Raw genomic sequence first — 26,747 nt, 5'->3', positions numbered from 1 at the left:
ATTTTTATCGGAGCACACATGGCTCAAGCAAACGCAGTGCAAGGCAAGATCGTTCAATGTATCGGCGCTGTGGTCGACGTGGAGTTCCCGCGCGACCAGATGCCGAAGGTCTATGACGCTTTGAAGTTCGAAGGCAGCGCGCTGACTCTCGAAGTCCAGCAGCAGCTCGGCGACGGCGTGGTGCGCACCATTGCGCTCGGCTCGTCCGACGGCCTGCGCCGCGGCCTGATCGTGACCAACACGGGCGCGCCCATCACCGTGCCGGTCGGCAAGGCCACGCTGGGCCGCATCATGGACGTGCTCGGCTCGCCCATCGACGAGCGCGGTCCGGTCGGCCAGGAGCTCACCGCTTCGATCCACCGCAAGGCACCCGCATACGACGAACTGTCGCCCTCGCAAGACCTGCTGGAAACCGGCATCAAGGTGATCGACCTGGTGTGCCCGTTCGCCAAGGGCGGCAAGGTGGGCCTGTTCGGCGGCGCCGGCGTGGGCAAGACCGTGAACATGATGGAACTCATCAACAACATCGCCAAGGCTCACTCGGGTCTGTCGGTGTTTGCCGGCGTGGGTGAACGTACCCGCGAAGGCAACGACTTCTATCACGAGATGGCCGACTCCGGCGTCGTGAACCTCGAGAAGCTCGAGGACTCGAAGGTGGCCATGGTCTACGGCCAGATGAACGAACCCCCGGGCAACCGCCTGCGCGTGGCCCTGACCGGCCTGACCATCGCCGAGTCGTTCCGCGACGAAGGCCGCGACGTGCTGTTCTTCGTGGACAACATCTACCGCTACACGCTGGCCGGTACCGAAGTGTCGGCCCTCTTGGGTCGCATGCCTTCCGCCGTGGGCTACCAGCCGACGCTGGCCGAAGAAATGGGCCGCCTGCAAGAGCGGATCACGTCGACGAAGGTCGGTTCGATCACCTCGATCCAGGCCGTGTACGTGCCTGCCGACGACTTGACCGACCCGTCGCCCGCCACCACCTTCGCCCACCTGGACTCCACCGTGGTGCTGTCGCGCGACATCGCTTCGCTCGGTATCTACCCCGCCGTGGACCCGCTCGACTCGACCTCGCGCCAGCTCGACCCGAACGTGGTCGGCGAAGAACACTACAACGTGGCTCGCGCCGTGCAAGGCACGCTGCAGCGCTACAAGGAACTGCGCGACATCATCGCGATTCTGGGCATGGACGAACTGGCACCGGAAGACAAGCTGGCCGTGGCCCGCGCCCGCAAGATCCAGCGTTTCCTGTCGCAGCCGTTCCACGTGGCCGAAGTGTTCACGGGCTCGCCCGGCAAGTACGTGCCGCTGGCTGAAACCATCCGCGGCTTCAAGATGATCGTGAACGGCGAAGCCGACCACCTGCCGGAACAAGCGTTCTACATGGTCGGTACGATCGACGAGGCTTTCGAGAAGGCCAAGAAGGTCGCGTAAAGCGGCGCAGGAACGCACATGGCAAACACCATTCACGTCGACGTGGTCTCCGCAGAAGAGTCGATCTTCTCGGGCGAGGCCAAGTTCGTCGCGCTGCCCGGTGAAGCCGGCGAGCTCGGCATCTATCCGCGCCACACGCCGCTGATCACGCGCATCCGCCCGGGTGCCGTGCGCATCGAAACGGCCGACGGCGGCGAAGAGTTCGTCTTCGTGGCTGGCGGCATTCTCGAAGTGCAGCCCGACACCGTCACCGTGCTGTCCGACACCGCCATTCGCGGCAAGGACCTCGACGACGAAAAGGCCAACCAGGCCAAGGCCGCCGCCGAGGAAGCGCTCAAGAACGCCAAGAGCGACATCGACATTGCCATGGCGCAATCCGAACTCGCCGTCATGGCCGCCCAGATCGCGGCGCTTCGCAAGTACCGCCAGAAGAAGTAAATACCGCGGCAGCCCCCCGGGCCCGCCAGAAGAAGCCGCCTCCGGGCGGCTTTTTTTCGTCTGGAAAATCTGATCAGTACCCATCTTCGATCTGAATTTGGTCGAAGTTCAGCCTTGTCCGGCTGAAGGGCTGCCTCTAGTATTCGCCTTCATTCACCTGCGAGGGCCCTGGGCGGCAGGCAACAAAGACGGAGACAACAACGCGTGACACGCTGGAGCGGCATCACTGCGGACGAAATGCGGTTGCTGGAGACCACCTTCTGGTCGGCCGGCGGCTCGCGCCATGCCATGGCCGAACAGCTCGGCTTCTCGAAGAGCAAGGCGAATGCGTTGATTGCGGGCCTTGTCGAACAAGGCCTCCTGGCCGAAGCCGGACTCCAGCGTTCCTCGGGCGGCCGCCGCGCCGAAAACCTGCAACTGCATGCTGGCCTGGGTGTGCTGGTCGGCATCGACATTGGCGCCACCAGCCTCGACGTTGCGGTGCTGCGGCCTGACCTCACCGTGCTTGCTCAGCATGACGAACCCGCCGATGTGCGCGAAGGCCCCGCTGTTGTACTGGCCCGGGTGCGCGTGCTGATGCGCGAACTGCTCGCACGCTGCAACAGCAGCGCCAAGAACGTGCTCGGCATCGGCATCGGGGTGCCGGGCCCCGTCAACTTCGAAATCGGGCAGCTCGTGAACCCGCCGCTGATGCCCGCATGGGACAGCTTCTCGATCCGCGACTACCTGCGCGAGGACTATGCGGCGCCCGTCTTCGTCGACAACGACGTGAACCTGATGGCGCTTGGCGAGCTCTGGCGGCTGAAGCGCTCGCTCAACAACTTTCTCGTGATCAAGATCGGAACCGGCATCGGCTGCGGCATCGTCTGCCATGGCGAGGTCTATCGCGGCGCCGCCGGCTCGGCCGGCGACGTGGGGCACATCTGCGTCGACCAGGAAGGCCCGCGCTGCCACTGCGGCAATGTGGGCTGCGTGGAAGCCATGGCGGCGGGACCGGCCATCACGCGCATGGCCGTGCAGGCGGCCGAAGCCGGCGAAAGCGCCATGCTCGCCGAATGCCTGCGGGTGCACGGGCGCATCGAAGCCGTCGACGTCGGCCAGGCGAGCCGCGCGGGTGACACGGCGGCCAACGGCATCATCCAGAACGCCGGCAACCTCATCGGCCAGATGCTTGCGTCGGTGGTGAATTTCTTCAACCCGTCGCACGTGTTCATCGGCGGCGGCATCACGCGCATCGGGCCGCTGTTTCTGGCGGCCGTGCGGCAGAGCGTCTACCAGCGTTCGCTCGCGCTCTCGACCCGGCACCTGGAGATCCAGTACACGCCGCTTGGCGTGCAGGGCGGGCTGATCGGCGCCGGCGTGCTCGCAATGCACGAAACGTTAAAAGTCCGCGGAGTGGCGCCATGACCGCAGAAGAAACCAAGGGAAGCGTCGCCGTCGAATTTGCCGATGTGGTGAAGGCCTTCGGCCCCGTGCAGGTGCTGCACGGCGTGAGCTTTTCGCTGGCGCCGGGCCGCGTCTACGGATTGCTCGGCGAGAACGGCGCGGGCAAGTCGACGCTGATGAAGATTCTTGCGGGGTACGAGTCGCTCACTGGCGGCGTGCTGCGCATCAACGGCGAGCCGCAGCAGTTCACGAGTTCGCGCGATGCGGAGGCACTGGGCATCGTGCTGATCCACCAGGAATTCAATCTTGCCGAAGACCTGAGCGTGGCGCAGAACATCTTCCTCGGCCACGAGAAGAAAAAAGGCTGGCTGTTGGACGACGCTTCGATGGAACGCGATGCCGCCGCCGCATTGGCCGCGGTGGGCCTGCAGGTCGACCCGCGGACCAAGGTGCGCCGCCTCATCGTCGCGGAAAAGCAGCTCGTCGAAATTGCCAAGGCCATTGCCCGCCGTGCGCGCCTGCTCATCATGGACGAGCCCACCGCCACGCTCACCCCCGGCGAGACCGAGCGGCTCTTCAAGCTCATCGCACAGCTGCGCGCCGATGGCGTGACCATCGTCTACATCTCGCACAAGCTCGACGAAGTGGAGCAGGTGACCGACGAGGTGATCGTGATGCGCGATGGCCGCTTTGTGGCGCGTGCACCCACGCCCGAGGTCTCGCGCCACCAGATGGCCAACCTCATGGTGGGCCGCGAATTGGCCGACCTGTACCCGCCGCGCGACGTGGTGGTGGCCGACGACGCGCCCGCCATGCGCGTGCGCAACTTCAGCGTGCCCGGCTGGGCGAACGACGTCGGCTTTGAAGTGCGCCCCGGAGAGATCCTCGGCTTCGCGGGCCTGGTGGGCGCGGGCCGCACGGAGCTGTTCGAAGGCCTGCTGGGGCTCAGGCCGGCCAGCGGCCAGGTCGAGATGCTCGGCAAGACGGTGCCCGACCAGAAGGGCTGGCGCAATCCGCGCGACGCCGCCAAGCACGGCCTCACCTACCTGAGCGAAGACCGCAAGGGCAAGGGCCTGCACGTGAACTTCGGGCTGCGCCAGAACCTCACGCTGATGGCGCTCGAGCGCTACACCCGCCCATGGCTCCAGCCCGATGCCGAACGTGGCGCGCTGGCCGAGGCCGTGAAGGACTACGGCATTCGCACCGGCTCGCTCGACGTGCGCGCATCGTCGCTCTCGGGCGGCAACCAGCAGAAGCTCGCGCTCGCCAAGGTGCTGCAGCCCAAGCCCAAGGTGGTGGTGCTCGACGAGCCCACGCGCGGCGTCGACATCGGCGCCAAGCGCGACATCTATTTCCTGATCCAGCGACTTGCCCGCGAAGGGCTCGCAGTGATCGTCGTTTCGTCGGAACTGATGGAACTCATCGGCCTGTGCCACCGCGTGGCGGTGATGCGCGCGGGGCGCCTCGTCGCCACGCTCAACGCCGACAACTTGACTGAAGAGGAGCTCATCGCTCATGCCACCGGAACAGCAGACACCCATGCCGCAGCCTGAAGCCGCGCAGCACCGCAGCGAAAGCAAGCCGCGCTGGACCGAGCACCTGCACGGCCTCGGCCCCGTCATCGGCCTTGTGCTGCTGTGCATCGGCGGCACGCTGCTCAACAGCGACTTTGCCACGGTCGACAACGCCATGAACGTGCTCACGCGCACGGCCTTCATCGGCATCATCGCGGTGGGCATGTGCTTCGTGATCATCTCGGGCGGCATCGACCTGTCGGTGGGTTCGATGGCGGCGCTCATCGCGGGCAGCGTGATCATGTTCATCAACTGGGCCGGACCGGCCTCGGGCTCCCCGCTGATGGCGGTGGTGATGGGTGCGGTGCTTGCCGTCGTGCTGGGCGCGCTGTTCGGCCTGGCGCACGGCCTGCTCATCACCAAAGGGCGCATCGAACCCTTCATCGTCACGCTGGGCACGCTCGGCATCTTTCGCGCGTACCTCACCTACTTTGCCGACGGCGGCGCGCTCACGCTCGACAACGACCTGTCGGACCTCTATGCGCCGGTGTACTACGCAAGCCTTGCGGGCATCCCGGTTCCGGTGTGGGTGTTCGTGATCGTCGCGATCATCGGCGGCGTCATATTGAACCGCACGGCCTACGGGCGTTATGTACAGGCCATCGGATCGAACGAGCAGGTCGCGCGCTACGCGGCGGTGGATGTCGACCGCGTGAAGATCCTGACCTACGTGCTGCTGGGCGTGTGCGTGGGCATTGCCACGCTGCTTTACGTGCCGCGCCTGGGCTCGGCGTCGCCGACCACGGGCCTCTTGTGGGAGCTCGAGGCCATTGCCGCGGTGATCGTCGGCGGCACCGCACTGAAGGGCGGCGCGGGCAGCATCACGGGCACCGTGGTGGGCGCCATCCTGCTCTCGGTCATCAGCAACATCCTGAATCTCACCAGCATCATCAGCGTGTACCTAAACGCCGCGGTGCAGGGCTTCGTGATCATCATCGTCGCGTTCCTCCAAAGAGGACGCCGCTAGTTCGTTCCCGTTCCGCTTCACCATCAACCACAAGGAGACATCCAGCATGACAAGCTTCACCCGTCGCATCGCACTCACGGCCGTGGCCGCAACAGCGCTCGCGAGCCTGCCCGCGCTCGCCGCCGAGAAAGTGAACCTCGGCGTTTCGATTCCCGCGGCCACGCACAGCTTCATGGGCGGCATCAACTACTGGGCCAACCAGGCCAAGAAGGACCTGGAGAAGCAGCACAAGGACCTGAAGATCACGATCAAGACCGCGGCCAACGCGCCCGAGCAGGCCAACCAGCTGCAAGACCTTTCGACCGTCACCAAGATCAACGCGCTCGTGGTGTTTCCGTTCGAGTCGGCCGCGCTGACCAAGCCGGTGGCGCAGGTCAAGGCCAAGGGCGCCTACGTGACCGTGGTCGACCGCGGCCTGACCGACACCAGCGCGCAGGACGCCTACGTGGCCGGCGACAACACCGCCTTCGGCCGCATTCCCGCCGAATACATTGCCAAGCAGCTCGGCGGCAAGGGCAACGTGGTCGCCCTGCGCGGCATTGCCACCACGCTCGACAACGAGCGCATGGACGCCTTCAATGCGGTGCTCAAGAACCATCCGGACATCAAGCTGCTCGACGCCAAGTACGCCAACTGGAACCGCGACGACGCCTTCAAGGTCACGCAGGACTACCTCACGCGCTTCAAGCAGATCGACGCCATCTGGGCAGCCGACGACGACATGGCCGTGGGGGTGCTCAAGGCCATCGAGCAAGCCAAGCGCGACGACATCAAGATCGTCTTCGGCGGCGCGGGCGCCAAGGGCATGGTCAAGACCATCATGGACGGCAAGGACAAGCGCATTGGCGCGGACGTGAGCTACTCGCCCAAGTTCATCTACGACGCGATCAAGCTCACGGCCGAAGCGCGGCTGAAGGGCGAGAAGCTGCCCGCGACCACCATCATTCCTTCGGTGCTGATCACCAAGGAAAACGCGAAAGACTTCTACCACCCGAACTCGCCGTTCTGAGTTGCCTTACTACTCCCTCTCCCCTCGGGGAGAGGGTTGGGGTGAGGGGCCGCGGCAATGGCGGAAGCCATGAGTTTGCAAAGGCCGATGCCCTCACCCTGGCCCTCTCCCAGAGGGAGAGGGAACAGTTACCAAGGAACATCGAGGAGATTGATGACCAATACACCTCTTCGCAAGCTCCGCTGCGCCATGGTCGGCGGCGGGCGCGACGCCTTCATCGGCGCCGTGCACCGCAAGGCCATGGCGCTGGACGGGCAGATCGAGCTCGTGGCCGGCGCGCTGTCGTCCAGCCCCGAGAAGGCACGCGCCTCGGGCCGCGACCTCGGGCTGGCCGACGACCGCAACCACGGCGACTGGCAGTCTCTGCTGGCTGATGAGCTCAAGCGACCGCCCGAGGAGCGCATCGACTTCGTCTCGATCGTCACGCCCAACCATGTGCACTTTCCGGTGGCGCAAGCCTTTGCCGAAGCGGGCTTTCACGTGGTGTGCGACAAGCCGCTGGTGCACACGCGCGAGCAGGCCGATGCGCTCGTGGCCACCGTGGCAAGGCAGGGCACGGTCTTCGGCGTGACCTACAACTACACCGGCTACCCGATGGTGCGGCAAGCGCGCGAAATGGTCCGCTCGGGCCAGCTCGGCGAGCTGCGCAAGGTGGTCGTCGAATACAACCAGGGCTGGCTCGCAAGCCAGCTCGAAGACGCCGGCAACAAGCAGGCCGGCTGGCGCACCGACCCGGCACGCAGCGGCGCCGCCGGTGCCATCGGCGACATCGGCTCGCATGCCGAGAACCTCGTCGCGAGCGTGACCGGGCTGGAAATCGAGAGCCTCTGCGCCGACCTCAGCGCGCTGGTGCCGGGCCGCATGCTCGACGACGACGGCAGCCTGCTCCTGCGCTTCAAGGGCGGCGCGCGCGGCGTGCTGATCGCCTCGCAGATCAACACCGGGCTGGAGAACGACCTGCGCCTGCGCATCTCCGGCGCGCTGGGCACGCTCGAATGGCGACAGGAGCGGCCGAGCGAATTGCTGCACCTGCCGCACGACGGACCCAAGCGCACTCTCACGCGCGGCTCGCCGTGGCTGTGCGAATCGGCGCAGCTTGCGAGCCGCCTGCCGGCGGGGCATCCCGAAGGCTTCATCGAGGCCTTTGCCAACATCTATGGCGGTGTCTCCGCCGACATCCGCGCACGCATCGCGGGCCAGCAGGCCGATGCCATTGCAGCGGACTATCCGCGCGTGGAAGACGGCGCCCGCGGCGTCCGCTTCATCGAGCGCACGGTGGCTTCGTCGAAAAGCGAATTAAAGTGGACGCCCTGGTAGCCGTGCCGCATGCCCGCACCCGCGGGCACGCAACGCACGGTGCCTGGCGCCCATGACACCTTCTTCCCTTCGAGACCCGCCGCTTTCCGGCCCGCAGCCCTGGCTTCGCGCCCTGGGCCGGCGCTGCCTCGCGCTCTGGCCGCTGAAGCTGGTCGGCAACACGGTGGCCACCATCGGCTTCTTTCCGCTGTACTTCTGGATCATGAAGAACGCCGGCCAGCCCTGGACGCTGCCGCTCACCGCGTTCGACCGGCTGATCGCCTTCTGGCCGGCGCTGCTGCCGGTCTATCTTTCGCTCTGGCTCTACATCGCGCTGCCGGTGTTCCTTGCGAAGGACAAGCGGGAGCTCTCGAGCTTTGCGCTGGGCTGTGCGGCCATGACCTTCATCTCGCTCGCGGTGTTCTGGTTTGTGCCGACAGCCATACCCAACTTCACCATCGACGCGACTCCGGGCACCTCGCTTCATTTTCTGAAAATGGTCGATGCGGCCGGCAACGCGTTTCCGTCGCTGCATGTGTCGTTCTCGGTGCTTGCCTGCGTGGTGCTTGCCCGGCAATTGCGCGACGTGGCCGCGCCCATGTGGCTTCGCGCGTTCAACATCGCATGGGCCGCAGCCATCGTCTATTCGACGATGGCGGTGCGCCAGCACGTGCTCGTCGACGTGCTTGGCGGCTTGGCGCTGGGCATCGGGTTCGGGCTTGCTTCGCGGCCGCGCAGATCAACTCGCGCGGTGGCTGTGCGGCCGGAGCCGGCGTAGGCCGATTGCGCTATTCCTCACGGCCGGCGCGTGCGGTAAAAACCGGACATCGTTCCCCTGATCCGACACGGAGCCCGCCATGAAGATCACTGCCGCTGCTTTCTTCACGCTGGCCTGCGCGGCCGCCATGCCCGCCATGGCCATCGACTACCCTGCGCGCAAGCCCGGCCTCTGGGAAATCCAGACCGGCGACGGCACCGCCGCCAAGGGCGCGAGCCAGACCATCCAGCAGTGCATCGACGCGGCCAGCGACAAGGCCCTCCGCGACATGGGCCAGGGCATGGGCAAGGACACGTGCTCCAAGCAGGAGCTGCGCAACGAAGGCGGCAAGCTGGTCGTCGATTCGGTCTGCAAGATCGGCTCCACCACCGCCACGTCGCACGCGGTGGTGAGCGGCGACTTCAGCTCGGCCTACCGCATGGAGAGCAAGTCGACCTACAGCCCGCCGCTGATGGGCCGCGCCGAGGGCTCGGCCGTCATCGAAGCCAAATGGATCGGCCCCTGCAAGGCCGGCCAGAAGCCCGGCGACATGATCATGTCCAACGGCATGAAGATGAACGTGCTCGAAATGGCGGGCGGGCGCAAGAAGTAGGCGCCGGCCCACAGCGCTTCGCGGCCGGCATTCGGCAACGCGAGAGGCCGCCACCGCCTACGATGCGGCCATGGCCGCGAAGGAAGAAGATCTCGTCGTCGCTCGTCCCGAGGGGCTGTATTGCCCACCGGGCGATTTCTACATCGACCCCTGGCGGCCGGTGGCTCGCGCCGTCATCACGCACGCTCACTCCGACCACGCGCGCATGGGCCATGCGCACTACCTGGCGCATACCGACAGCGCCGGCACGCTGCGCACCCGCTTGGGCAGCGACATCGCGCTGCAGACGCTCGGCTATGGCGAAGCCATCGAGCATCATGGCGTGCGCGTTTCGCTGCATCCGGCCGGCCACGTGCTGGGCTCGGCGCAGGTTCGCCTCGAACACGGTGGGCGCGTGTGGGTGGCCTCGGGCGACTACAAGACCGAGCCCGACGGCACCTGCATGCCCTTCGAGCCTGTGCCGTGCGACACCTTCATCACCGAATCGACCTTCGGGCTGCCGATCTATCGCTGGCCCACGCAGGCGGCGCTGTTCGCCGAGATCGATGCATGGTGGCGCGCCAACGCGGAGGCCGGCCGCGCATCGGTGCTGTTCTGCTATGCCTTCGGCAAGGCGCAGCGCATCCTGCACGGCGTCGATGCCTCCATCGGGCCGATCGTGGTGCACGGCGCGGTCGAGCCGCTCAACGCCGTGTATCGCGCCGCAGGCGTGGCCTTGCCAGAGACGCTGCGCGTGACCGACCCCGGCGTGGACGCCGCGCTGCTGAAGCGCGCTCTGGTGCTGGCGCCGCCTTCGGCCCAGGGCACGCCGTGGATGCGCCGCTTCGGCAACTACGCCGACGCGTTTGCGAGCGGCTGGATGCAGCTGCGCGGCACGCGGCGCCGGCGCGGCGTGGACCGCGGCTTTGTCATGTCCGACCACGCCGACTGGCCCGGCCTGCAACAGGCCATTGCAGGCACGGGGGCGAGCCGGGTGTTTGTCACCCATGGCAGCGTGGCGGTCATGGTGCGCTGGCTCACCGAGAACGGCCTGGACGCACAGGGCTTCAAGACCGAGTACGGCGACGAGGACGATCAAGGGCAAGGGGCAGCAACGCCATGAAGGACTTCGCCGCGCTCTACCGCGAGCTCGACGCCAGCACCTCGAGCCTTGCCAAGCAGGCCGCACTGCAGCGTTACCTGCGCGAGGCCGACCCCGCCGATGCGGCCTGGGCCGTTTACTTCCTGGCCGGCGGCAAGCCGCGCCAGCTGGTGCCCACCAAGCTGCTGCGCCTGCTTGCGCAAGAAGCGGCGGGCCTCCCCGAATGGCTGTTCGACGAGAGCTACGAGGCGGTCGGCGACCTCGCTGAAACCATCGCGTTGCTGTTACCCCCACCGACCGAGGCGCACGACCTCGGCCTGGCGCGCTGGGTCGAGGAGCACCTGCTGCCGCTGCGCGAAGCAGGCAAGTCCGCGCCCGACGAACTGCCCGCCCGGCTGCGCGCGCAGTGGCGCCAGCTTGCGGCCGAAGAGCGGCTGGTGTACTTCAAGCTCATCACCGGCGCGTTTCGCGTAGGCGTGTCGAAGCTGCAGGTCACGCAGGCGCTCGCGGCAGTGGGCGGCATCGACGCCAAGCGTGTCGCGCAGCGGCTCATGGGCTACACCCACATCGGGGGACGCCCGCGGGCCGATGACTACCGCGCGCTCATCGCGCCGGAGTCGGGCACGGAGCAGGTGCAAAAGACCAGCGGGCAGCCGTACCCCTTTTTTCTGGCGCATGCGTTCAACCTGCCGCTCGAACAGTTCGACGCGGCAATCGGCCCACCGGCCGACTGGATCGTCGAATGGAAGTGGGACGGCATCCGCGCGCAACTGGTGAAGCGCGCGGGTGCGGTCTGGCTGTGGTCGCGCGGCGAAGAGCTGGTGACCGAGCGCTTTCCCGAACTCGCGGTGCTTGGCGAGGCGCTGCCCGACGGCACGGTGCTCGACGGCGAGATCGCCGTCTGGCGCGAAGACAAGGTGCAGCCCTTTGCGGAACTGCAAAAGCGCATCGGCCGCAAGACCCTGGGCGCGAAGCTGCTGCGCGACATACCGGTGGTGCTGCTGGCCTACGACATTCTCGAATGGGAAGGCCGCGACCTGCGCGCGCTGCCGCAATGGGAGCGCCGCACGCTGCTCGATGAGCTCGTCACGCGCATGCAGCACCCGTCGCTGCTGCCAAGCCCGATGCTCACCGGCACCGAGTGGAGCGACCTTGCGCGCCAGCGCGAAGCCGCGCGCAGCATGGGTGTGGAAGGCATGATGCTCAAGCGCCGCGATGCGCAGTACGGCGTGGGCCGCACCAAGGACGTGGGCGTATGGTGGAAGTGGAAGATCGACCCGCTCAGCATCGACGCCGTGCTCATCTACGCGCAGCGCGGCCACGGCCGGCGCGCCAGCCTCTACAGCGACTACACCTTTGCCGTGTGGGACGGTCCGCCCGAGCAGCAAGACCGAAAGCTCGTGCCCTTTGCAAAAGCCTATTCGGGCCTGACCGATGCCGAGATGGCGCGGGTGGACGCAATCATCCGCAAGACCACGGTGGAGAGCTTCGGCCCGGTGCGCAGCGTGGAGCCCACCCTTGTGTTCGAGCTTGGCTTCGAGGGCATCGCGCGCAGCACACGCCACAAGAGCGGCATTGCGGTGCGCTTTCCACGCATGCTGCGCTGGCGCGAGGACAAGCCTGTGGCGGAGGCCGATACCTTGCAGACACTCGCCGCATTGCTGCCGTCATGACTCCGCCGGTGGATCCCGCATCTCTCCCTCCCCTTCCGGGGGAGGGCAGGGGTGGGGGCAGGCGGCGTATCAAGGATCAGCCGTCTCTCGAAGGCCGCGAGCCCCCATCCCTGCCTTCCCCCAGCGGGGGAAGGAGCAAGACAGCAGTCAAGTCGGCCCTCGATGCGTGGTTTGCCGCACGCGGCTGGAAGCCCTTCAAGTTCCAGCGCGATGTGTGGAAAGCCATCGCCCAAGGAAAGTCCGGCATGTTGCATGCGACCACCGGCGCGGGCAAGACTTACGCCGTGTGGCTCGGTGCGCTGCAGGTCTTCTCGCAAGCCAGAAAAGAAACCGCGCGCCCGGCCGCGCCGCCGCTCACGGTGCTGTGGCTCACACCCATGCGCGCGCTCGCGGCCGACACGCTGCGCGCGCTGAAGCAGCCGCTCGAAGCGCTCGGCGCCGAGGTGCATCCATGGAGCGCCGGCGCGCGCAGCGGCGACACCTCGTCGACGGAGCGCGCCGCGCAGAACGAGCGCCTGCCCACCGTGCTCGTCACCACGCCCGAGAGCCTGTCGCTGCTGCTCGCGCGCGCCGATGCGAGCGAAGTGCTCGGCCGCGTGAAGATGGTGGTGGTCGACGAATGGCACGAGCTGCTCGGTAACAAGCGCGGCGTGCAGGTGCAACTGGCACTCGCGCGGCTCAGGCGCTGGAATGCGGGGCTCGCGGTGTGGGGCATGTCGGCCACGCTGGGCAACCTGCAGGAGGCCATGCACGCATTGCTTGGCGATGAAGAAGGCGTGCTGGTGCAGGGCGCGGTGCCCAAGAAGCTGGTGGTCGATTCGCTGCTGCCCGGCCGCGCCGAGCGCTTTCCGTGGGGTGGCCACCTGGGCCTCACGATGCTGCCGCAGGTGCTCGATGAGATTGCCGCCAGCAGCACCACGCTGGTGTTCACCAACACGCGCTCGCAATCGGAGATCTGGTATCAGGCCATGCTCGAGGCGCGGCCCGAATGGGCGGGCACCATTGCGCTGCACCACGGCTCGCTCGACCGCGCGGTGCGCGAGTGGGTGGAGCTCGGCCTGAAGAGCGGTGAGCTCAAGGCGGTGGTCTGCACATCGAGCCTCGATCTTGGTGTCGACTTCCTGCCGGTCGAGCGCGTGCTGCAGATCGGCTCGCCCAAGGGCGTGGCGCGGCTGCTGCAGCGCGCCGGGCGTTCGGGCCATGCACCGGGGCGGCCGTCGCGCATCACGCTCGTGCCCACGCACAGCATCGAAATGGTCGAAGGCGCCGCGGCGCGCGCGGCCATTGCGGCCGGCCACATCGAAGCGCGCCACACGCCTGTGCAGCCGCTCGACGTGCTGGTGCAGCACCTCGTCACGGTGGCGCTCGGCGGCGGCTTCGTGCCCGACGACCTGTATGCGGAAGTGCGCGGCACCGCCGCCTATGCAGGGCTGTCGCGGGAGAGCTGGGAGTGGTGCCTGTCCTTCGTCTCGCAGGGCGGCCCTTCGCTGGCCGCCTACCCGGACTATCGCCGGGCAGTGCCCGATGCCGAAGGCGTCTGGCGCGTGCCGGACGCGCGGCTCGCGCGGCGGCACCGCATGAACATCGGCACCATCGTGAGCGATGCCAGCATGGCCGTGCAGTACATGGGCGGCGGCAAGATCGGCAGCGTCGAAGAAGGCTTTGTTGCGCGCATGAAGCCCGGCGACTGCTTCCTGTTCGGCGGCCGGCTGCTTGAGCTCGTGCGCATCCACGACATGACCGCTTGGGTGCGGCGCGCCACCGGCAAGCGCGCCGCGGTGCCGCGCTGGAACGGCGGGCGCATGCCGCTTTCGACCACGCTGGCAGACGCCGTGGTGCAGCAGCTCGCGCTGGCCGGCGAGGGGCGCTACGACTCACCCGAGCTGCAGTGCGTGCGGCCGCTGTTAGAGATCCAGCAGCAATGGTCGGCCCTGCCTACGCCGCAGACCCTGCTGGCCGAAACACTCGCCACGCGCGAAGGCTCTCACCTGTTTCTTTATCCCTTTGCGGGGCGGCACGTGCACATGGGGCTCGCGAGCCTGTTGGCCTGGCGCGTGGCGCAGCACGATGCGCGCACCTTCTCCATCGCGGTGAACGACTACGGCTTCGAACTGCTGAGCGCAGTGCCGGTCGATTGGCCCGCGCTGCTGCCGCAGGTTCTGCGCCTGCCGCAAGGAGACGATGCGCATGCCGAACTGCTGCACGAGGTGCTGGCTTCGCTCAACGCGGGTGAGTTGGCGCAGCGCCGCTTCAGAGAAATTGCGCGCGTCTCGGGCCTCATCTTCCAGGGCTACCCCGGCGAGAAGCGCAGCAACCGGCAGCTGCAGGCCTCGTCGTCGCTGTTCTGGGAGGTGTTCCGCAAGTACGACCCGGCCAACAAGCTGCTGCAGCAGGCCGAGCAGGAGCTGCTCGCGCAGGAACTCGAGATAGGCCGGCTGCGCGCCAGTCTCGCGCGCATGGCGACTCAGCAGCTGGTGCTGAAGCCGCTCGAGCGGCCGACGCCGTTTTCGTTTCCGCTCATGGTCGAGCTGTTCCGCGAGAAGCTGTCGAACGAGAACGTGGCCGACCGCATCGCGCGCATGGTCGAGCAACTGGAAAAAGCCGCGGGCGGCATCGTCACCGCTGGCGGGATCGAACGCGTGAAGAGCACGCTCGCGTTCGGCCAGGAAGGGCCGGGCAAGCCACCCGCGCCGCAGCGTCAGCGCAGGCCGCCCTCGCGCCGCTCGCGGCCTTTGCCGCCGCTGTGAAGCGAGGAGTGAGCCGTCCGGCTCAGCCGGCGCCGTTCGCCTTGACCCAGCGCACGATGTCCGCTGCGCCCATGGCACCGGCCTGCCGCGCCACCTCGCGGCCGCCGCGAAACAGCGCCAGCGTCGGAATGCTGCGGATGTTGAAGCGCGCGCCCAGCGTGGGCACGGCCTCCGTATCGACCTTGGCCAGCCGCACCCGCGGTTCCAACTGGGCCGCGGCCTGTTCGTAGGCCGGGGCCATCTGGCGGCACGGGCCGCACCACGGCGCCCAGAAGTCCACCAGCACCGGAATTTCATTGCGTGCAATGTGGCGGTCGAAGGTCTTTTCGTCCGGCAGCGCAGTCGAATGGCCGGCGAACAGCGGGCGGTGGCAACTGCCGCAATCGGGCGCGCTGCCCAGCTGTGCCGCGCGCACGCGGTTGGTCGTGTGGCAGTGCGGACAGACGATGTGCAGCGATGGCGTTTCGGTCATAGCGGAGAACTGGGGTCCGTGGGGGTGAATTGCAAGTGAGGAACGCCAGTGCCGACCGTCTTTTGCGACACTTGGTGCCAGTGACTTCCCCGCAACTTTCCGCATCGGCCCTGCCGGTCCGATGGGCCGGCGAGTGGGTTCATCTGCTGCCCGAACGCGCCATCTGGTGGCCCGAAGGCCGTGTGCTGTTCATCGCCGACCTGCATATCGGCAAGGCTGCGACCTACCGCGCGTTGGGGCAGCCGGTGCCGGGCGGCACCACGCAGCAGAACCTGGCGCGGCTCGATGTGCTGATTGCGGCCCATGCGCCGCAACGCATCGTGTTTCTCGGTGACTTCCTGCATGCGGCCCAGGCTCGCACGCCGCAGGTGCTGGCCGCGCTCGCCGACTGGCGCGCCACGCACGGGGCCGTCCGCATGACGCTGGTGCGGGGCAACCACGACAGCCGCGCGGGCGACCCGCCTGCGGCCCTGGACATCGAGGTGGTCGACGAGCCCTGTCTGCTCGGCCCCTTCGCCTGCTGCCACCACCCGCAACTGCATGCGACGCACTTTGTGCTCGCCGGGCACCTGCATCCGGTGTGCAGGCTTTATGGCCCGGGGCGCGACAGCGTGCGGCTGCCGTGTTTCATGAGCGATGCAGGGCAAGCCGTGCTGCCGGCCTTCGGCGAGTTCACTGGGGGGTGGCTGGTGGAGCGCGCGCCCGGGCGGCGCTTCTACGCGGTGGGCGGTGAAGCCGTGTGGGTGCTGCCCGCCCCGGATTGATGGTTCGGCTCCTTCCCCCTCCGGGGGAAGGCTGGGATGGGGGCAGGCAGAGCGTACCCATCGCCAACGCCGCTTGCCCCCACCCCAACCCTCCCCCGGAAGGGGAGGGAGTAAAACAAAGTCAAAGCACGACGGGCGCGTCGGGCAGCTCGTTGGTGTCGGGCTGGTCGTCCCCCAGCGGAAAGTGCTCGACCAGCAAGGCCGACATTTCTTCCAGCGCCTGCGTGAGCCCGTCTTCGAAACGCCCTTCGCGGAATGCCGCGCCCATGCGCTGCGTCATCGCGGCCCATTCGGCGGCACTGACCCGCGCGTTGATGCCGCGGTCGGCCACGATCTCTATCGCATGCTCGGCCAGCAAAAGGTAGATGAGCACGCCATTGTTGTGCTCGGTGTCCCACACGCGCAGCTTGCCGAACATGGTGACGGCACGCTCGCGCGCCGAGGCATCCCGCCGCAGGTAAGACCACGGCAGGCCCGCCTCGACGCAGATGCGGATCTCGCCGCTGTGGCGCCGCTCGCTTGCAGCCACGCGCGCGGCAAGGCGTTCCATGGCGGCATCGGGCAGCACGCGGCGCACGTCGGCCTCGTCCATCCATTGGTGGCGCCAGATGCGGCCGAGCCTGGAGAAAAGCGTTGCCATGCCTACCAATCCCCCGAGGCGCCGCCGCCCCCGAAATCACCACCGCCGCCGGAGCTGAAACCGCCGCCTCCGCCGCCGCCACTGCTCCAGCCGCCACCTCCACCGCCGCCGGTCCAGCCGCCAAAGCCGCCGCCACCACCGCCGCCGCGGCGCCCCGGCGCAGTTGCCGCCACCGCTGAGAACAGCGACACCATCAGCGCCACGAAGCCCGCGAGCACCGCGATGACGATGCTGGTCGTGATGAAGAACGCGATCACGCCGATGCCGCCGCCCATGACCACCGAGCCGAGCTTCTTGCCGACGACGGAACGCACGATGGGCGCCGCAACGAAGACGCCGACGAACAGGAAGATCGCAAGGTTCTCCCAGTCGATGCCGTCGCCGGAGCTCTCGTCGCTGCCGCTGGAAGGCGCGGGCAGCGCCTCGCCGTCGACCAGCCCGATGAGCCGGGCCACCGCCGCGTTCAGCCCGCCCGCAAAGTCGTTGTTGCGAAAGCGCGGCTTCATCTCCTCGTCGATGATGCGGATGGCCGCCAGGTCTGGCACCGCGCCTTCGAGCGTCTTGGCCACTTCGATGCGCATCTTGCGGTCGTTCTTGGCCACGATCACCAGGATGCCGTCGCCCACGTCCTTGCGCCCGATCTTCCAGGCGTTGCCCACGCGGTTGGCATAGCTCGCAATGTCTTCAGGCTGCGTGGTGGGCACCATCAGCACCACCATCTGCGAGCCCTTGCGCTGCTCGAACGCGGCCAGCTTGGCCTCGAGATCGGCGCGCTCCGGTTCGGTCAGCGTCTGCGTCTGGTCGATCACCCGCGCCGTGAGCGTGGGCACCGGCAGCAGGTCTTGCGCCCATGCGCCGGCCGCAAGACCGGCCCACGCCGTGGCCGCCAGCAGAACGGCGGCCAGCACGCGGCGAATCAGGGCAACGGCCATCGATCGAGCGTCTTACTTCTTGGGGGTGCTGAAGTCGACGGTGGGCGGTGTGGAAATCTGCGCTTCGTTCTGCACCGAGAAGTTCGGCTTCGGCTCGTAGCTGAAGATCTTGGCCGTGATGTTCGTCGGGAAGCTGCGGGCCAGCACGTTGTACTCCTGCACCGTCTGGATGTAGCGGTTGCGCGCCACGGTGATGCGGTTCTCGGTGCCTTCCAGCGTCACGCGCAGGTCGCGGAACGCCTGGTTGGCCTTCAGCTCCGGGTAGCGCTCGGACACCACCATCAGCCTCGACAGCGCCGACGAAAGCTCGCCCTGCGCCTGCTGGAACTTGTTGAATGCCTCGGGGTTGTTCAGCGTCTCGGGCGTCACCTGGATCGACGTGGCCTTGGCGCGCGCCTCGATCACCTTGGTGAGCGTGTCCTGCTCGAAGCTGGCCTCACCCTTCACGGTGGCCACGATGTTCGGCACGAGGTCGGCACGCCGCTGGTACTGGTTGAGCACCTCGCTCCAGGCCGATTTGCTTGTCTCGTCGAGCGACTGGAACTGGTTGTAGCCGCATCCGCTCAGGGACAGGACCGCAGCAAGAATCAAGAGCCAGCGTTTCATCATCATTTGCATTACCTCCGCAGAAGAGCCGGAAGTTAGCATAGATGTCTCCATGGCCCTCGACCCCCTCCAAGCCCTTCAGGCCGCCAACCGGGCGGTGCCGCCCGCAACCGCCGTTGCCACCACAACGGCCGGAACGCTGCTGATTGCCGGCGCCACCGGCGCCCTGGGCCAGGAGCTGCTGCGCCGGCTCGCGGGCGGCCACCGCTTTGCCCACGTGCGGGTGCTGTCGCGCGAACCCATGCGCGACGGCATGCGCGGCGTCGAGACCTGCCTCTGCCCCGGCCTGCCGATCGCGCAATGGGGGCTCACGTCCGCGGATACCGCGGTCATTGCTTTCGATCCGCCCCGGCTTTATCACGGCCGCGAGCGCGCCCTGTGGGTGCCGCAGCCTTCCGACCTGCCCGAGCTCTCGCGCTGGCTGCGCGCCTGCGGCGTGCAGACGCTCGCCATCGTGCAGCCGCACGACCAGGGCCGCCTGCCCGAGGCGCTCAAACGCGGCCTCGCGAGCCTTGATGAGCAGGCCGTGGTCGCCAGCGGCTTCGAGCGCGTGATCCTCTTGCGTTCGGCGCGCAAGCCGCCCAACGCCAGGTTCGCCAACCCCGCCGAAAGGCTGGCCGCGTGGATGCTGTCGATCATGCGTTTCATGGTGCCGACGAGCGAGCAGCCGGTGCGCCCCTCGAAGGTGGCCGAGCTGGTCGACATGGCCCTGCGCATTGCACCCGCCGGCGTGCACGTGGCCGCGCCCGAACTGGTGTGGGAGGCGGCGCAGGGCGAGATGCAGCCCGTGCTGCGGCGCTGGCTGGGGCAGGAGCGTAACGAGGCCGTGGCCGGGCTCTGATTCCCCGGCCGCGACCGCGTCATCGATCGCGCGGCAAAATCACGCCATGCCCAAGACACCACTCCGCGCCGCTGCCGCCGTCGGCGGTACTGCAGACGACATCGAGGCCGCGTTCTATGAAGCGCTGCAGCGCGGCGACATCGAAGCGCTGATGGCGTGCTGGGCCGACGAGGACGAGGTGTTCTGCGTGCATCCCGGCGGCCCTCGCCTGGTGGGTGCCACGGCAATCCGCGCGGCTTTCGAGCAGATGTTCGGCAACGGCGCCATCCACGCCATGCCCGCGCGCGTGCGCAAGATCGAGTCGCTCGCAAGCGCGGTGCACAACGTGCTCGAACGCATCGAGGTGCTCACCGCCGAAGGCCCGAAGCACGCCTTCGTGCTGGCCACCAACGTCTATCACAAGACCGCCGAAGGTTGGCGCATGGTGGCGCACCATGCGAGCCCCGGCAGCGCGCGCGAACCCGTCGACGCGAACGACCCGCCCCAGATCCTGCACTGACCGATGCCTGGCGACGTTCCTTCACAGAATCCATCGATGGGCTACGCGGCGCCGCGCTGGCTGCCCGGCGGCAACCTGCAGACCATCTGGGCGGCGCTGTACGCTCGCCGCTTCGGCGGAACGGCCCCGGTGTACCGCCGCGAGCGGTGGAACGCGCCCGACGGCGATTTCATCGATGTCGATTTCGCCGACCCCGCCCTGGTGGGCACAAGCCCCGGACCGCGCCCGCTGCTGGTGCTGTTCCATGGCCTGGAGGGGTCATCCCGCAGCCACTATGCCGAAGCCTTTGCCGTGTTTGCGGCCGAGCGGGGCATGGACTTCGCGGTGCCGCATTTCAGGGGCTGCAGCGGCGAGCTCAACCTGGCCCCCCGCGCCTACCACTCGGGCGACTACGAAGAGATCGACTGGATCTTGCGGCGCATGCGCGACCGGCAGGCGCTCCACGGCGGCGGCCCGGTGCTGGCCGCGGGCGTTTCGCTGGGCGGCAATGCGCTGCTGCGCTGGGCTTGCGAGGCCGGCGACTCGGCCCACGCCTCGGTGGCCGCGGTGGCCTCGGTGTGTGCGCCGCTCGATCTGGCGGCCGGCGGCGAGGCCATCGGCCGCGGCTTCAACCGGCTGGTCTATACGCGCATGTTCCTGGCCACCATGAAGCCCAAGGCGCTGGCCAAGCTGGCCCAGTTCCCGGGGCTGTTCGACCGCGAGCGGCTGCTGGCGGCGCGAGACCTCTACACCTTCGACGACGTGTTCACGGCGCCGCTGCACGGCTTTCGCAACACCGACGACTACTGGGCGCGGGGCTCGTCCAAGCCGCACCTGAGCGCGATTCGCGTGCCCACGCTGGTGGTGAATGCGCTGAACGATCCGTTCATTCCGGCCAGCAGCCTGCCCGGCCCGGGCGAAGTGGGCCGGCACGTCACGCTGTGGCAGCCCGCGCATGGCGGCCATGTGGGTTTTCCGCTCGGCGCGCCGCCAGGGCATGTGCGCGGCATGCCGGAGAGCGTCGGTAGCTGGCTCGGGCAGTTCGCCTAGGCCCGGCTGCCGCGCGGGCGCGCAAAATAGCTCGCATGGACGACATCGTTAAACAAGCGCTCGCCAAGTGGCCCAACGTGCCGCACTGCTACGGCTGGCTGGGCCTGGACGCGCGCGGCAACTGGTACATGCGCGACGACCGCACCCAGGCCGAGGGGTCGTTTCCGGCCGCGAAGGGCTCGATGCTGCGGCACGAAAAGCTCATCGACTTCATCCACCGCAACTACGACCGCGACGGCGAAGGGCAGTGGTTCTTCCAGAACGGACCCCAGCGCGTCTATGTCGAACTGGAGGCGGCGCCTTTTGTCTGGCGCATTGCCGACGACACGGGCTTTGCCGTCACCGCCCACACTGGGCAGGCGGTCGAGGTCTCGGGCTGCCTGCTCGACGAGGAGGGCCGTCTCTACCTGGCCGCCCCCATCGGGCTGGGGCTGGTTCATACGCAGGACGTGGGCCTGGCGGCCAATGCCATCGAGCAGGGCGTGTGGACGCCGGAACCGGTGCGCTCCGCCGACCTGCCGCAGCGCTTTGGCCATGTGCTGAGTCCGGCGGCGCGCCAGCCGGTGCCGGCTACCAAGCCCTGATTGACCGCCCTGCAGACGCAAAAAAGCCGGCGCGAGGCCGGCTTTTCTTTTTTTGGGGCGCTGCGCCCCAAGGGTTCTGCTTACTTGGCCGCGCTGGCCGGTGCGGCCGCCGAGGCGGCACCTTCGGCAGGCGCCGCACCTGCGGCGGGGCGATCGGGCACCGGGAACTTGGCGCCGCCTGCGTTGGCCAGGTAAACCACGGCACGGCCGATTTCGAGGTCTTCGAAGTCGCCGCCGCCCTGCGGAGGCATGGCTCCCTTGCCATGCAGTGCATGGTCGAGCAGCGTTGCGTAGCCCTGGCCGATGCGCGGGCCCCAGGCTGCGGCGTCGCTCAGGTGGGGCGCACCGGGAATGCCGGGCGAGCCGTGGCAGGCAATGCACTGCGTCTTGAAGACCGTTTCGCCTGTGGCGAGCGGGCGGTTCGCGTCGCGGATTTCAATGGCGCCGACCTTCTTGAGGCGCTCGGCCACTTCGCGGTTGCGCGCGTCTTGCGACACGCCGTAGAGCGCCATGTTGTCGCCCTCTGCCGTGCCCGCGGGCTTGTTGCCCGAAACCACGTAGGCCACAAGGCCCACGATGATCAGGATGGGAGCAAGAAAAGAGAAAAATACCGCCAGCAGCAGTTGCTTCGGGTTTTTGATCGGGCCGGTGTGGGCGTCTTCTGTGGCCTGGTAATGCGGGTCTGCGCTCATGGCGTCCTCAATAACGGGGGCTCGTCGGGGGGCTTTTTCGAATCAACCGGCGATTATAGAGAGGCCCTCCGCCCAAAGGACGGAAGGCCGGTCCGGAGCCGTCGCGCGAAAGCCTCAGCCTTTGTTTTCGCGGCCCGCCCAGCCGCCGCCCAGCGTCTTGTACAGGTTGACCTGGTTCTGCAGCTGCAAGAGCCGCGTGGTCACCGCCGATTGCTGCGCCGTGTACAGCGAGCGCTGTGCGTCCAGCAGGTCGAGCGCGCTGGCAATGCCGTTGCGGTAGCGCATGTCCGAGAGTTTGAAGCGCACCGCTTCGGCGTCGGCCTGCGCGCGTTGCGCCCGTACCTGCTCGCCCAGGGTGGCGCGGCCGGCCAGGGCGTCCGCCACTTCGCGGAAGGCGGTCTGGATCGACTTTTCGTACTGCGCCACGGCAATCTCGCGCCCGGCCTTGGCCGAGTCGAGCCCCGCAATGTTGCGCCCGGCGTCGAAGATGGGCAGCGTGACCTGCGGCGCAAAGGCCCAGGCCTTTGATCCGCTGTCGAACAGGCCCGAGAACTCGGTGCTGACAGTGCCGATCGAGGAGGTGAGCGACACCCGCGGAAAGAACGCCGCGCGCGCCGCGCCGATGTTGGCATTGGCCGCAATCAGCTGCTGCTCGGCCGAGCGGATGTCCGGCCGTTCGGCCAGCAGGTCCGAAGGCAGGCCCGCGGGCACGTCGGGCATGGGCTTGATGCCGTCCAGGCCCTTGGCGCCGCCGGCCGTGGCTTCCGCCGGCACCGGTGCACCCAGCAGCAGGGCGAGCGCGTTCTCGTCCTGCTGGCGTGTGCGCAGCTGCTGCGCGTAAGAAGCACGCGCGGTTTCGGCCAGCGAGTTCGCGGCCTGGAAGTCGAGCTCCGACGACACGCCGTTGTCGAAGCGCAGCTTGGTCAGGCGCACCGATTCTTCGCGCGTGACCATCGTCTGGCGCGTGAGCTCGAGCAGTTCGTCGTCGGCAATCAGCGTGAGCCAGCCCGTGGCCACGGCCGCGATCAGGCTGATTTGCGCGGCTTTGCGCGATTCTTCGGTAGCGAGGTATTGCGCCAGCGCCTGGTCCTTCAGGCTGCGGATGCGGCCGAAGAAGTCGATCTCCCAGGCGGTAATGCCCAGGTTCACGCTGTATTGCGACGACACGCTGCCCGCGCTGCTGTCGAAAGCCTGCAGCTGGTTGGGGCTTGAACGCGAGCCGCTGCCCGTGAGGCCCAGCGTCGGAAAGAGCGCCGAGCGCTCGATCCGGAATTGCGCGCGCGCCTGCTCGATGTTGAGCACCGACACGCGCAGGTCGCGGTTGTTGGCCAGCGCGGTCTGAATGAGCCCGGTCAGGCGCGGATCGGTGAAGAAGTCCTGCCAGGGCAGGGCGGCCGCGGCCTGGCCCGCCGGCTGCGCCGGGTCGCCCGGAAACGTGGTGGGCACCGGCGCGGCGGGCCGCTCGTAGGTCGGAATGAGCGAGCAGCCGGCCAGCAGCATGGCTGCGGCCAGGGCGGTAGGAATGAATTTCTTAGTCATGTGTCTTTTCCTCCGTGATGCCGGCGGCCTCTGCATGCCGCTTGTCGGCTTCATGCTGGCGCGCGCTGCCCTTGAACAGGCCGCGCACCACCACGAAGAACACCGGCACGAAGATCACGGCCAGCACCGTGCCCGTGACCATGCCGCCGAGCACGCCGGTGCCAATGGCGCGCTGGCTGGCCGAACCGGCGCCGGAGGCAATGGCCAGCGGCACCACGCCCAGGCCGAAAGCCAGCGAGGTCATGATGATCGGGCGGAACCGCAAGTGCGCCGCGGCCAGGGCCGATTCGATGATGCCCTTGCCCTGCGCCTGCAGGTCTTTTGCAAACTCGATGATCAGAATCGCGTTCTTCGCCGAGAGGCCGATGATGGTGATCAGGCCCACCTGGAAGTACACGTCGTTTGAATAGGCGCGCAGCATGGTCGCCAGCAGCACGCCCAGCACGCCCAGCGGCACCACCAGAATCACCGCCAGCGGAATCGACCAGCTCTCGTACAGCGCCGCCAGGCACAGGAACACCGCAAGAATGGCGAAGCCGTACAGGATGATGGCCTGCGAACCGGCGAGCTTTTCTTCGCGCGACTGGCCCGTCCACTCGAAGCCGAAGCCTTGCGGCAGTTGGCTTGCGAGCTTTTCCATCTCGGCCATTGCGGCGCCCGTGCTGAAGCCCGGAGCCGCGTCGCCGCTGATGCGGATGGCGGGGTAGCCGTTGTAGCGCACCGTTTGCGTGGCGCCCGTGACCCACTTGGTGGTGGCAAAGGCCGACAGCGGCACCGGCTGCCCCTGCGTGTTGCTGGCGTTCAGCTTCAGCAGGTCGTCCGGCTGCATGCGCGCCGGCGCATCGGCCTGCACCACCACGCGCTGCAGGCGGCCGCGGTTCGGAAAGTCGTTGATGTAGCTCGAACCCAGCCCGGTCGACAGCGTGGCGTTGATCGCATCGAAGGTCACGCCCAGCGCGCTCGCCTTGTCGCGGTCGATGTCGATCTGCAGCTGCGGCGCGTCTTCCAGGCCGTCGGGGCGAACCTGCGCCAAGACCTTGCTCTGGCTGGCCATGCCCAGCAGCTGGTTGCGCGCATTGATGAGCGCGTCGTGGCCCGCGCCCGAACGGTCTTGCAGCCGGAAGCTGAAGCCGCTCGCGTTGCCCAGTTCAGGAATGGGCGGCGGGCTCAGCGGGTAGATGAACGCATCGCGAATGCCAGAGAGCGCACCGAAGGCGCGGCCCGCAAGGGCGCTGGCCGAGTGGGCCGGGTCTTTGCGTTCGTCCCAATCTTTCAGCGTGACGAAGGCAAGGCCGGCGTTCTGGCCTTGGCCCGAGAAGCTGAAGCCCATCACGCCCACCATGCTCTGCACTTCGGGCTGCTTCAGGATGAAGCCTTCGACCTGCTGCATGACCGACAGCGCACGCTCTTGCGTGGCGCCTGGCGGCAGCTGCACGTTCACGATGATGTTGCCCTGGTCTTCTGCCGGCAGAAACGAGCTTGGCAGCCGCATGTAGGTAAACACCACCGCGCCGATGATCACCAGGTAGATGATCAGGTAGCGCGCGGCGCGCCGCAGAATGCGCGCGACGATGCCTTCGTAGCCCTTGGCCGTGCGCGAGAAGCCCCGGTTGAACCAGCCGAAGAAGCCGCTCTTTTCATGGTGGTGGCCGGCTTCGACCGGCTTCAGCAGCGTGGCGCACAGCGCCGGCGTGAGCGACAGCGCCATGAAGGCCGAGAAGGCGATCGACGTCACCATCACCGCCGAGAACTGGCGGTAGATGTTGCCCGTGGAACCCGCAAAGAATGCGAGCGGCACAAACACCGAGATCAGCACCACGGTCACGCCGATGATGGCGCCCGAGATCTGCCGCATGGCCTTGCGCGTGGCTTCGAGCGGCGACAGCCCCTCTTCGCTCATGATGCGCTCGACGTTTTCGACCACCACAATGGCGTCGTCCACCACGATACCGATCACCAGCACCATGCCGAACATGGTCAGCACGTTGATAGAGAAGCCCAGCGCAAGCAGCGAGGCGAACGTGCCCAAGAGCGCAATTGGCACCACGATGGTCGGAATGATCGTGTAGCGCCAGTTCTGCAAGAACAGGAACATCACCACGAACACCAGCGCAATGGCTTCGAGCAGCGTCTTCACCACTTCGGTGATGGAGATCTGCACGAAGCGCGAGCTGTCGTACGGAATGTCCCACTTCACGCCTGGCGGAAAGAAGCGCTGGAGCTCCGCCATCTTGGCGCGGATGGCCTTGGCCGACTGCAGCGCGTTGCCATTGGGCGTGGGCTGCACGCCCACACCCACCGCCGGCACGCCGTTCAGGCGCGCCGAGGTGGCATAAGACTGGCCGCCGAGTTCGACCCGTGCCACGTCCTGCAACCGCACGGTGGAGCCGTCGGGGTTGGCGCGCAACACGATTTTCTTGAACTGGTCGACGTTGGCCAACTGGCCGTTGACCACCACCGTGGCCGCAATGGCCTGGCCCGGAATGTTCGGCAGGTCGCCCAGCGTGCCCGAAGACACCTGCGCGTTTTGTGCGCGAATCGCGTTGTTGACGTCGGTCGCCGACAGGTTGAAGCCCTGCAGCTTGGCCGGGTCGATCCAGATGCGCATTGCGTTTTCGGAGCCGAACAGCTGGGCCTGGCCCACGCCGACAACGCGCTGCAGCTCAGGCACCACGTTGCGCGCGGCATAGTCGCCAAGCGCCACCGGGTCGAACTGCGGGTTGTCCGAAGACAGCATCACGAACATCAGGAAGTTGTTGCGCGACTTGTCCACGCGCACACCCTGCTGAGTTACCGCCGCCGGCAGGCGCGGGGTTGCCCGCGAAAGCCGGTTTTGCACGTCCACCTGCGCAAGGTCGGGGTTGGTGCCCGCCTCGAAGCTGATGGTGATGGTGCCGGTGCCGTCCGCCTGGGCCACCGATTCCATGTAGATCAGGCCCGGCGAGCCGTTCATTTCGCGTTCGATCACGGACAGCACGCTGTCCTCGAGCGTCTGCGCCGAGGCGCCGGGGTACGCCACATTGATCACGATGGCCGGCGGTGCCACCGGCGGGTATTGCGAGATCGGCAGCTGGGTAATTGCCACGCCGCCCATCACCAGGACGAACAGGGCGATCACCCAGGCGAAGATCGGGCGGTCAATAAAGAATTTGGCCATGCGGGCGCGCTCCTGCT

The 26,747-nt window shown here is 67.5% G+C and carries 24 protein-coding genes; 17 read left to right on the top strand and 7 right to left on the bottom strand.

What is annotated here, in order from left to right:
• The first annotated feature begins 18 nt into the window (after positions 1–18).
• The 12 genes from atpD (at position 19) to GOQ09_RS23875 (ending at position 14,975) form a co-directional block, all read left to right on the top strand.
• Entirely contained in the window at positions 19–1,434 is a 1,416-nt protein-coding gene (atpD, locus tag GOQ09_RS23930; RefSeq protein ID WP_157616180.1) for a F0F1 ATP synthase subunit beta, read from the top strand.
• An 18-nt stretch (positions 1,435–1,452) separates the two neighbouring features.
• The gene (locus tag GOQ09_RS23925) at positions 1,453–1,872 is read left to right on the top strand and encodes a F0F1 ATP synthase subunit epsilon (RefSeq protein WP_126749114.1); all 420 of its coding nucleotides are present in this window, start codon (positions 1,453–1,455) and stop codon (positions 1,870–1,872) included.
• Between the two features lie 237 nt (positions 1,873–2,109).
• Complete coding sequence (locus tag GOQ09_RS23920; RefSeq protein ID WP_157616832.1) at positions 2,110–3,279, top strand: ROK family protein; 1,170 nt, start codon at positions 2,110–2,112, stop codon at positions 3,277–3,279.
• Complete coding sequence (locus tag GOQ09_RS23915; protein WP_157616179.1) at positions 3,276–4,811, top strand: sugar ABC transporter ATP-binding protein; 1,536 nt, start codon at positions 3,276–3,278, stop codon at positions 4,809–4,811. Before GOQ09_RS23920 ends, GOQ09_RS23915 begins: the two co-directional genes overlap by 4 nt.
• On the top strand, positions 4,774–5,799 hold the full coding sequence (locus GOQ09_RS23910) for an ABC transporter permease (RefSeq protein WP_207309896.1): 1,026 nt from the start codon (positions 4,774–4,776) through the stop codon (positions 5,797–5,799). The genes GOQ09_RS23915 and GOQ09_RS23910 overlap by 38 nt, the downstream gene beginning before the upstream one ends.
• A gap of 46 nt (positions 5,800–5,845) precedes the next feature.
• The gene (locus GOQ09_RS23905) at positions 5,846–6,808 is read left to right on the top strand and encodes a substrate-binding domain-containing protein (RefSeq protein WP_157616178.1); all 963 of its coding nucleotides are present in this window, start codon (positions 5,846–5,848) and stop codon (positions 6,806–6,808) included.
• Between the two features lie 153 nt (positions 6,809–6,961).
• Entirely contained in the window at positions 6,962–8,125 is a 1,164-nt protein-coding gene (locus GOQ09_RS23900; RefSeq protein ID WP_157616177.1) for a Gfo/Idh/MocA family protein, read from the top strand.
• A gap of 52 nt (positions 8,126–8,177) precedes the next feature.
• Complete coding sequence (locus GOQ09_RS23895; protein ID WP_157616176.1) at positions 8,178–8,882, top strand: phosphatase PAP2 family protein; 705 nt, start codon at positions 8,178–8,180, stop codon at positions 8,880–8,882.
• Between the two features lie 79 nt (positions 8,883–8,961).
• Positions 8,962–9,474, top strand: coding sequence for a DUF3617 domain-containing protein (locus GOQ09_RS23890; protein WP_157616175.1), 513 nt, complete (start codon positions 8,962–8,964; stop codon positions 9,472–9,474).
• 70 nt (positions 9,475–9,544) lie between these two features.
• Positions 9,545–10,576, top strand: a complete 1,032-nt coding sequence (locus tag GOQ09_RS23885; RefSeq protein WP_157616174.1) for a ligase-associated DNA damage response exonuclease — start codon at positions 9,545–9,547, stop codon at positions 10,574–10,576.
• Entirely contained in the window at positions 10,573–12,228 is a 1,656-nt protein-coding gene (locus GOQ09_RS23880) for an ATP-dependent DNA ligase (RefSeq protein ID WP_157616173.1), read from the top strand. Before GOQ09_RS23885 ends, GOQ09_RS23880 begins: the two co-directional genes overlap by 4 nt.
• Positions 12,225–14,975, top strand: a complete 2,751-nt coding sequence (locus GOQ09_RS23875) for a ligase-associated DNA damage response DEXH box helicase (RefSeq protein WP_207309895.1) — start codon at positions 12,225–12,227, stop codon at positions 14,973–14,975. The genes GOQ09_RS23880 and GOQ09_RS23875 overlap by 4 nt, the downstream gene beginning before the upstream one ends.
• Before the next feature lie 22 nt (positions 14,976–14,997).
• Here GOQ09_RS23875 and trxC read toward each other — a convergent pair whose 3' ends face one another.
• Complete coding sequence (gene trxC / locus GOQ09_RS23870; RefSeq protein ID WP_157616172.1) at positions 14,998–15,447, bottom strand: thioredoxin TrxC; 450 nt, start codon at positions 15,445–15,447, stop codon at positions 14,998–15,000.
• A gap of 80 nt (positions 15,448–15,527) precedes the next feature.
• On the opposite strand from trxC, the gene pdeM reads away from it, so the two are divergent.
• Complete coding sequence (gene pdeM, locus GOQ09_RS23865) at positions 15,528–16,211, top strand: ligase-associated DNA damage response endonuclease PdeM (protein ID WP_157616171.1); 684 nt, start codon at positions 15,528–15,530, stop codon at positions 16,209–16,211.
• A 121-nt stretch (positions 16,212–16,332) separates the two neighbouring features.
• On the opposite strand, the gene GOQ09_RS23860 is transcribed toward pdeM, so the two are convergent.
• The 3 genes from GOQ09_RS23860 to GOQ09_RS23850 are packed head-to-tail and all read right to left on the bottom strand — an operon-like array spanning position 16,333 to position 18,395.
• A complete protein-coding gene (locus tag GOQ09_RS23860; RefSeq protein ID WP_157616170.1) occupies positions 16,333–16,851 on the bottom strand; it encodes a TPM domain-containing protein in 519 nt (172 codons plus the stop codon).
• A gap of 2 nt (positions 16,852–16,853) precedes the next feature.
• Complete coding sequence (locus tag GOQ09_RS23855) at positions 16,854–17,783, bottom strand: TPM domain-containing protein (RefSeq protein ID WP_157616169.1); 930 nt, start codon at positions 17,781–17,783, stop codon at positions 16,854–16,856.
• Between the two features lie 12 nt (positions 17,784–17,795).
• Positions 17,796–18,395, bottom strand: coding sequence for a LemA family protein (locus GOQ09_RS23850; RefSeq protein WP_431769289.1), 600 nt, complete (start codon positions 18,393–18,395; stop codon positions 17,796–17,798).
• A 46-nt stretch (positions 18,396–18,441) separates the two neighbouring features.
• Here GOQ09_RS23850 and GOQ09_RS23845 point away from each other — a divergent pair, with 46 nt between their 5' ends.
• The 4 genes from GOQ09_RS23845 to GOQ09_RS23830 are packed head-to-tail and all read left to right on the top strand — an operon-like array spanning position 18,442 to position 21,342.
• Positions 18,442–19,230 carry a hypothetical protein gene (locus tag GOQ09_RS23845; RefSeq protein ID WP_157616168.1) on the top strand — a complete coding sequence of 263 codons (789 nt, stop codon included), beginning with the start codon at positions 18,442–18,444 and terminating at the stop codon, positions 19,228–19,230.
• Positions 19,231–19,276: 46 nt separating this feature from the next.
• The gene (locus GOQ09_RS23840; protein WP_157616167.1) at positions 19,277–19,729 is read left to right on the top strand and encodes a YybH family protein; all 453 of its coding nucleotides are present in this window, start codon (positions 19,277–19,279) and stop codon (positions 19,727–19,729) included.
• A gap of 36 nt (positions 19,730–19,765) precedes the next feature.
• Entirely contained in the window at positions 19,766–20,758 is a 993-nt protein-coding gene (locus GOQ09_RS23835) for a YheT family hydrolase (protein WP_157616166.1), read from the top strand.
• 35 nt (positions 20,759–20,793) lie between these two features.
• Complete coding sequence (locus tag GOQ09_RS23830; protein ID WP_157616165.1) at positions 20,794–21,342, top strand: DUF2946 family protein; 549 nt, start codon at positions 20,794–20,796, stop codon at positions 21,340–21,342.
• Positions 21,343–21,422: 80 nt separating this feature from the next.
• Here GOQ09_RS23830 and GOQ09_RS23825 read toward each other — a convergent pair whose 3' ends face one another.
• The 3 genes from GOQ09_RS23825 to GOQ09_RS23815 all read right to left on the bottom strand — a co-directional run bounded on the left by GOQ09_RS23825 (position 21,423) and on the right by GOQ09_RS23815 (position 26,730).
• Positions 21,423–22,034 carry a c-type cytochrome gene (locus GOQ09_RS23825; protein WP_157616164.1) on the bottom strand — a complete coding sequence of 204 codons (612 nt, stop codon included), beginning with the start codon at positions 22,032–22,034 and terminating at the stop codon, positions 21,423–21,425.
• A gap of 114 nt (positions 22,035–22,148) precedes the next feature.
• Entirely contained in the window at positions 22,149–23,573 is a 1,425-nt protein-coding gene (locus GOQ09_RS23820) for an efflux transporter outer membrane subunit (RefSeq protein ID WP_157616163.1), read from the bottom strand.
• Complete coding sequence (locus tag GOQ09_RS23815) at positions 23,566–26,730, bottom strand: efflux RND transporter permease subunit (RefSeq protein ID WP_157616162.1); 3,165 nt, start codon at positions 26,728–26,730, stop codon at positions 23,566–23,568. Before GOQ09_RS23815 ends, GOQ09_RS23820 begins: the two co-directional genes overlap by 8 nt.
• Positions 26,731–26,747 lie beyond the last annotated feature (17 nt).

Source organism: Variovorax paradoxus (assembly GCF_009755665.1).
Classification (GTDB): Bacteria; Pseudomonadota; Gammaproteobacteria; order Burkholderiales; family Burkholderiaceae_C; genus Variovorax; species Variovorax paradoxus_G.
The sequence above is the reverse complement of the archived record's forward strand: the minus strand, read 5'-3'. Positions and strand labels throughout refer to the sequence as shown.

Coding starts and splice junctions, on each gene's coding strand:
- atpD (WP_157616180.1), top strand. CDS start 19: ATGGCTCAAGCAAACGCAGTGCAAGGCAAGATCGTTCAATGTATCGGC.
- GOQ09_RS23925 (WP_126749114.1), top strand. CDS start 1,453: ATGGCAAACACCATTCACGTCGACGTGGTCTCCGCAGAAGAGTCGATC.
- GOQ09_RS23920 (WP_157616832.1), top strand. CDS start 2,110: ATGCGGTTGCTGGAGACCACCTTCTGGTCGGCCGGCGGCTCGCGCCAT.
- GOQ09_RS23915 (WP_157616179.1), top strand. CDS start 3,276: ATGACCGCAGAAGAAACCAAGGGAAGCGTCGCCGTCGAATTTGCCGAT.
- GOQ09_RS23910 (WP_207309896.1), top strand. CDS start 4,774: ATGCCACCGGAACAGCAGACACCCATGCCGCAGCCTGAAGCCGCGCAG.
- GOQ09_RS23905 (WP_157616178.1), top strand. CDS start 5,846: ATGACAAGCTTCACCCGTCGCATCGCACTCACGGCCGTGGCCGCAACA.
- GOQ09_RS23900 (WP_157616177.1), top strand. CDS start 6,962: ATGACCAATACACCTCTTCGCAAGCTCCGCTGCGCCATGGTCGGCGGC.
- GOQ09_RS23895 (WP_157616176.1), top strand. CDS start 8,178: ATGACACCTTCTTCCCTTCGAGACCCGCCGCTTTCCGGCCCGCAGCCC.
- GOQ09_RS23890 (WP_157616175.1), top strand. CDS start 8,962: ATGAAGATCACTGCCGCTGCTTTCTTCACGCTGGCCTGCGCGGCCGCC.
- GOQ09_RS23885 (WP_157616174.1), top strand. CDS start 9,545: ATGGCCGCGAAGGAAGAAGATCTCGTCGTCGCTCGTCCCGAGGGGCTG.
- GOQ09_RS23880 (WP_157616173.1), top strand. CDS start 10,573: ATGAAGGACTTCGCCGCGCTCTACCGCGAGCTCGACGCCAGCACCTCG.
- GOQ09_RS23875 (WP_207309895.1), top strand. CDS start 12,225: ATGACTCCGCCGGTGGATCCCGCATCTCTCCCTCCCCTTCCGGGGGAG.
- trxC (WP_157616172.1), bottom strand. CDS start 15,447: ATGACCGAAACGCCATCGCTGCACATCGTCTGTCCGCACTGCCACACG.
- GOQ09_RS23860 (WP_157616170.1), bottom strand. CDS start 16,851: ATGGCAACGCTTTTCTCCAGGCTCGGCCGCATCTGGCGCCACCAATGG.
- GOQ09_RS23855 (WP_157616169.1), bottom strand. CDS start 17,783: ATGGCCGTTGCCCTGATTCGCCGCGTGCTGGCCGCCGTTCTGCTGGCG.
- GOQ09_RS23850 (WP_431769289.1), bottom strand. CDS start 18,395: ATGATGATGAAACGCTGGCTCTTGATTCTTGCTGCGGTCCTGTCCCTG.
- GOQ09_RS23845 (WP_157616168.1), top strand. CDS start 18,442: ATGGCCCTCGACCCCCTCCAAGCCCTTCAGGCCGCCAACCGGGCGGTG.
- GOQ09_RS23840 (WP_157616167.1), top strand. CDS start 19,277: ATGCCCAAGACACCACTCCGCGCCGCTGCCGCCGTCGGCGGTACTGCA.
- GOQ09_RS23835 (WP_157616166.1), top strand. CDS start 19,766: ATGGGCTACGCGGCGCCGCGCTGGCTGCCCGGCGGCAACCTGCAGACC.
- GOQ09_RS23830 (WP_157616165.1), top strand. CDS start 20,794: ATGGACGACATCGTTAAACAAGCGCTCGCCAAGTGGCCCAACGTGCCG.
- GOQ09_RS23825 (WP_157616164.1), bottom strand. CDS start 22,034: ATGAGCGCAGACCCGCATTACCAGGCCACAGAAGACGCCCACACCGGC.
- GOQ09_RS23820 (WP_157616163.1), bottom strand. CDS start 23,573: ATGACTAAGAAATTCATTCCTACCGCCCTGGCCGCAGCCATGCTGCTG.
- GOQ09_RS23815 (WP_157616162.1), bottom strand. CDS start 26,730: ATGGCCAAATTCTTTATTGACCGCCCGATCTTCGCCTGGGTGATCGCC.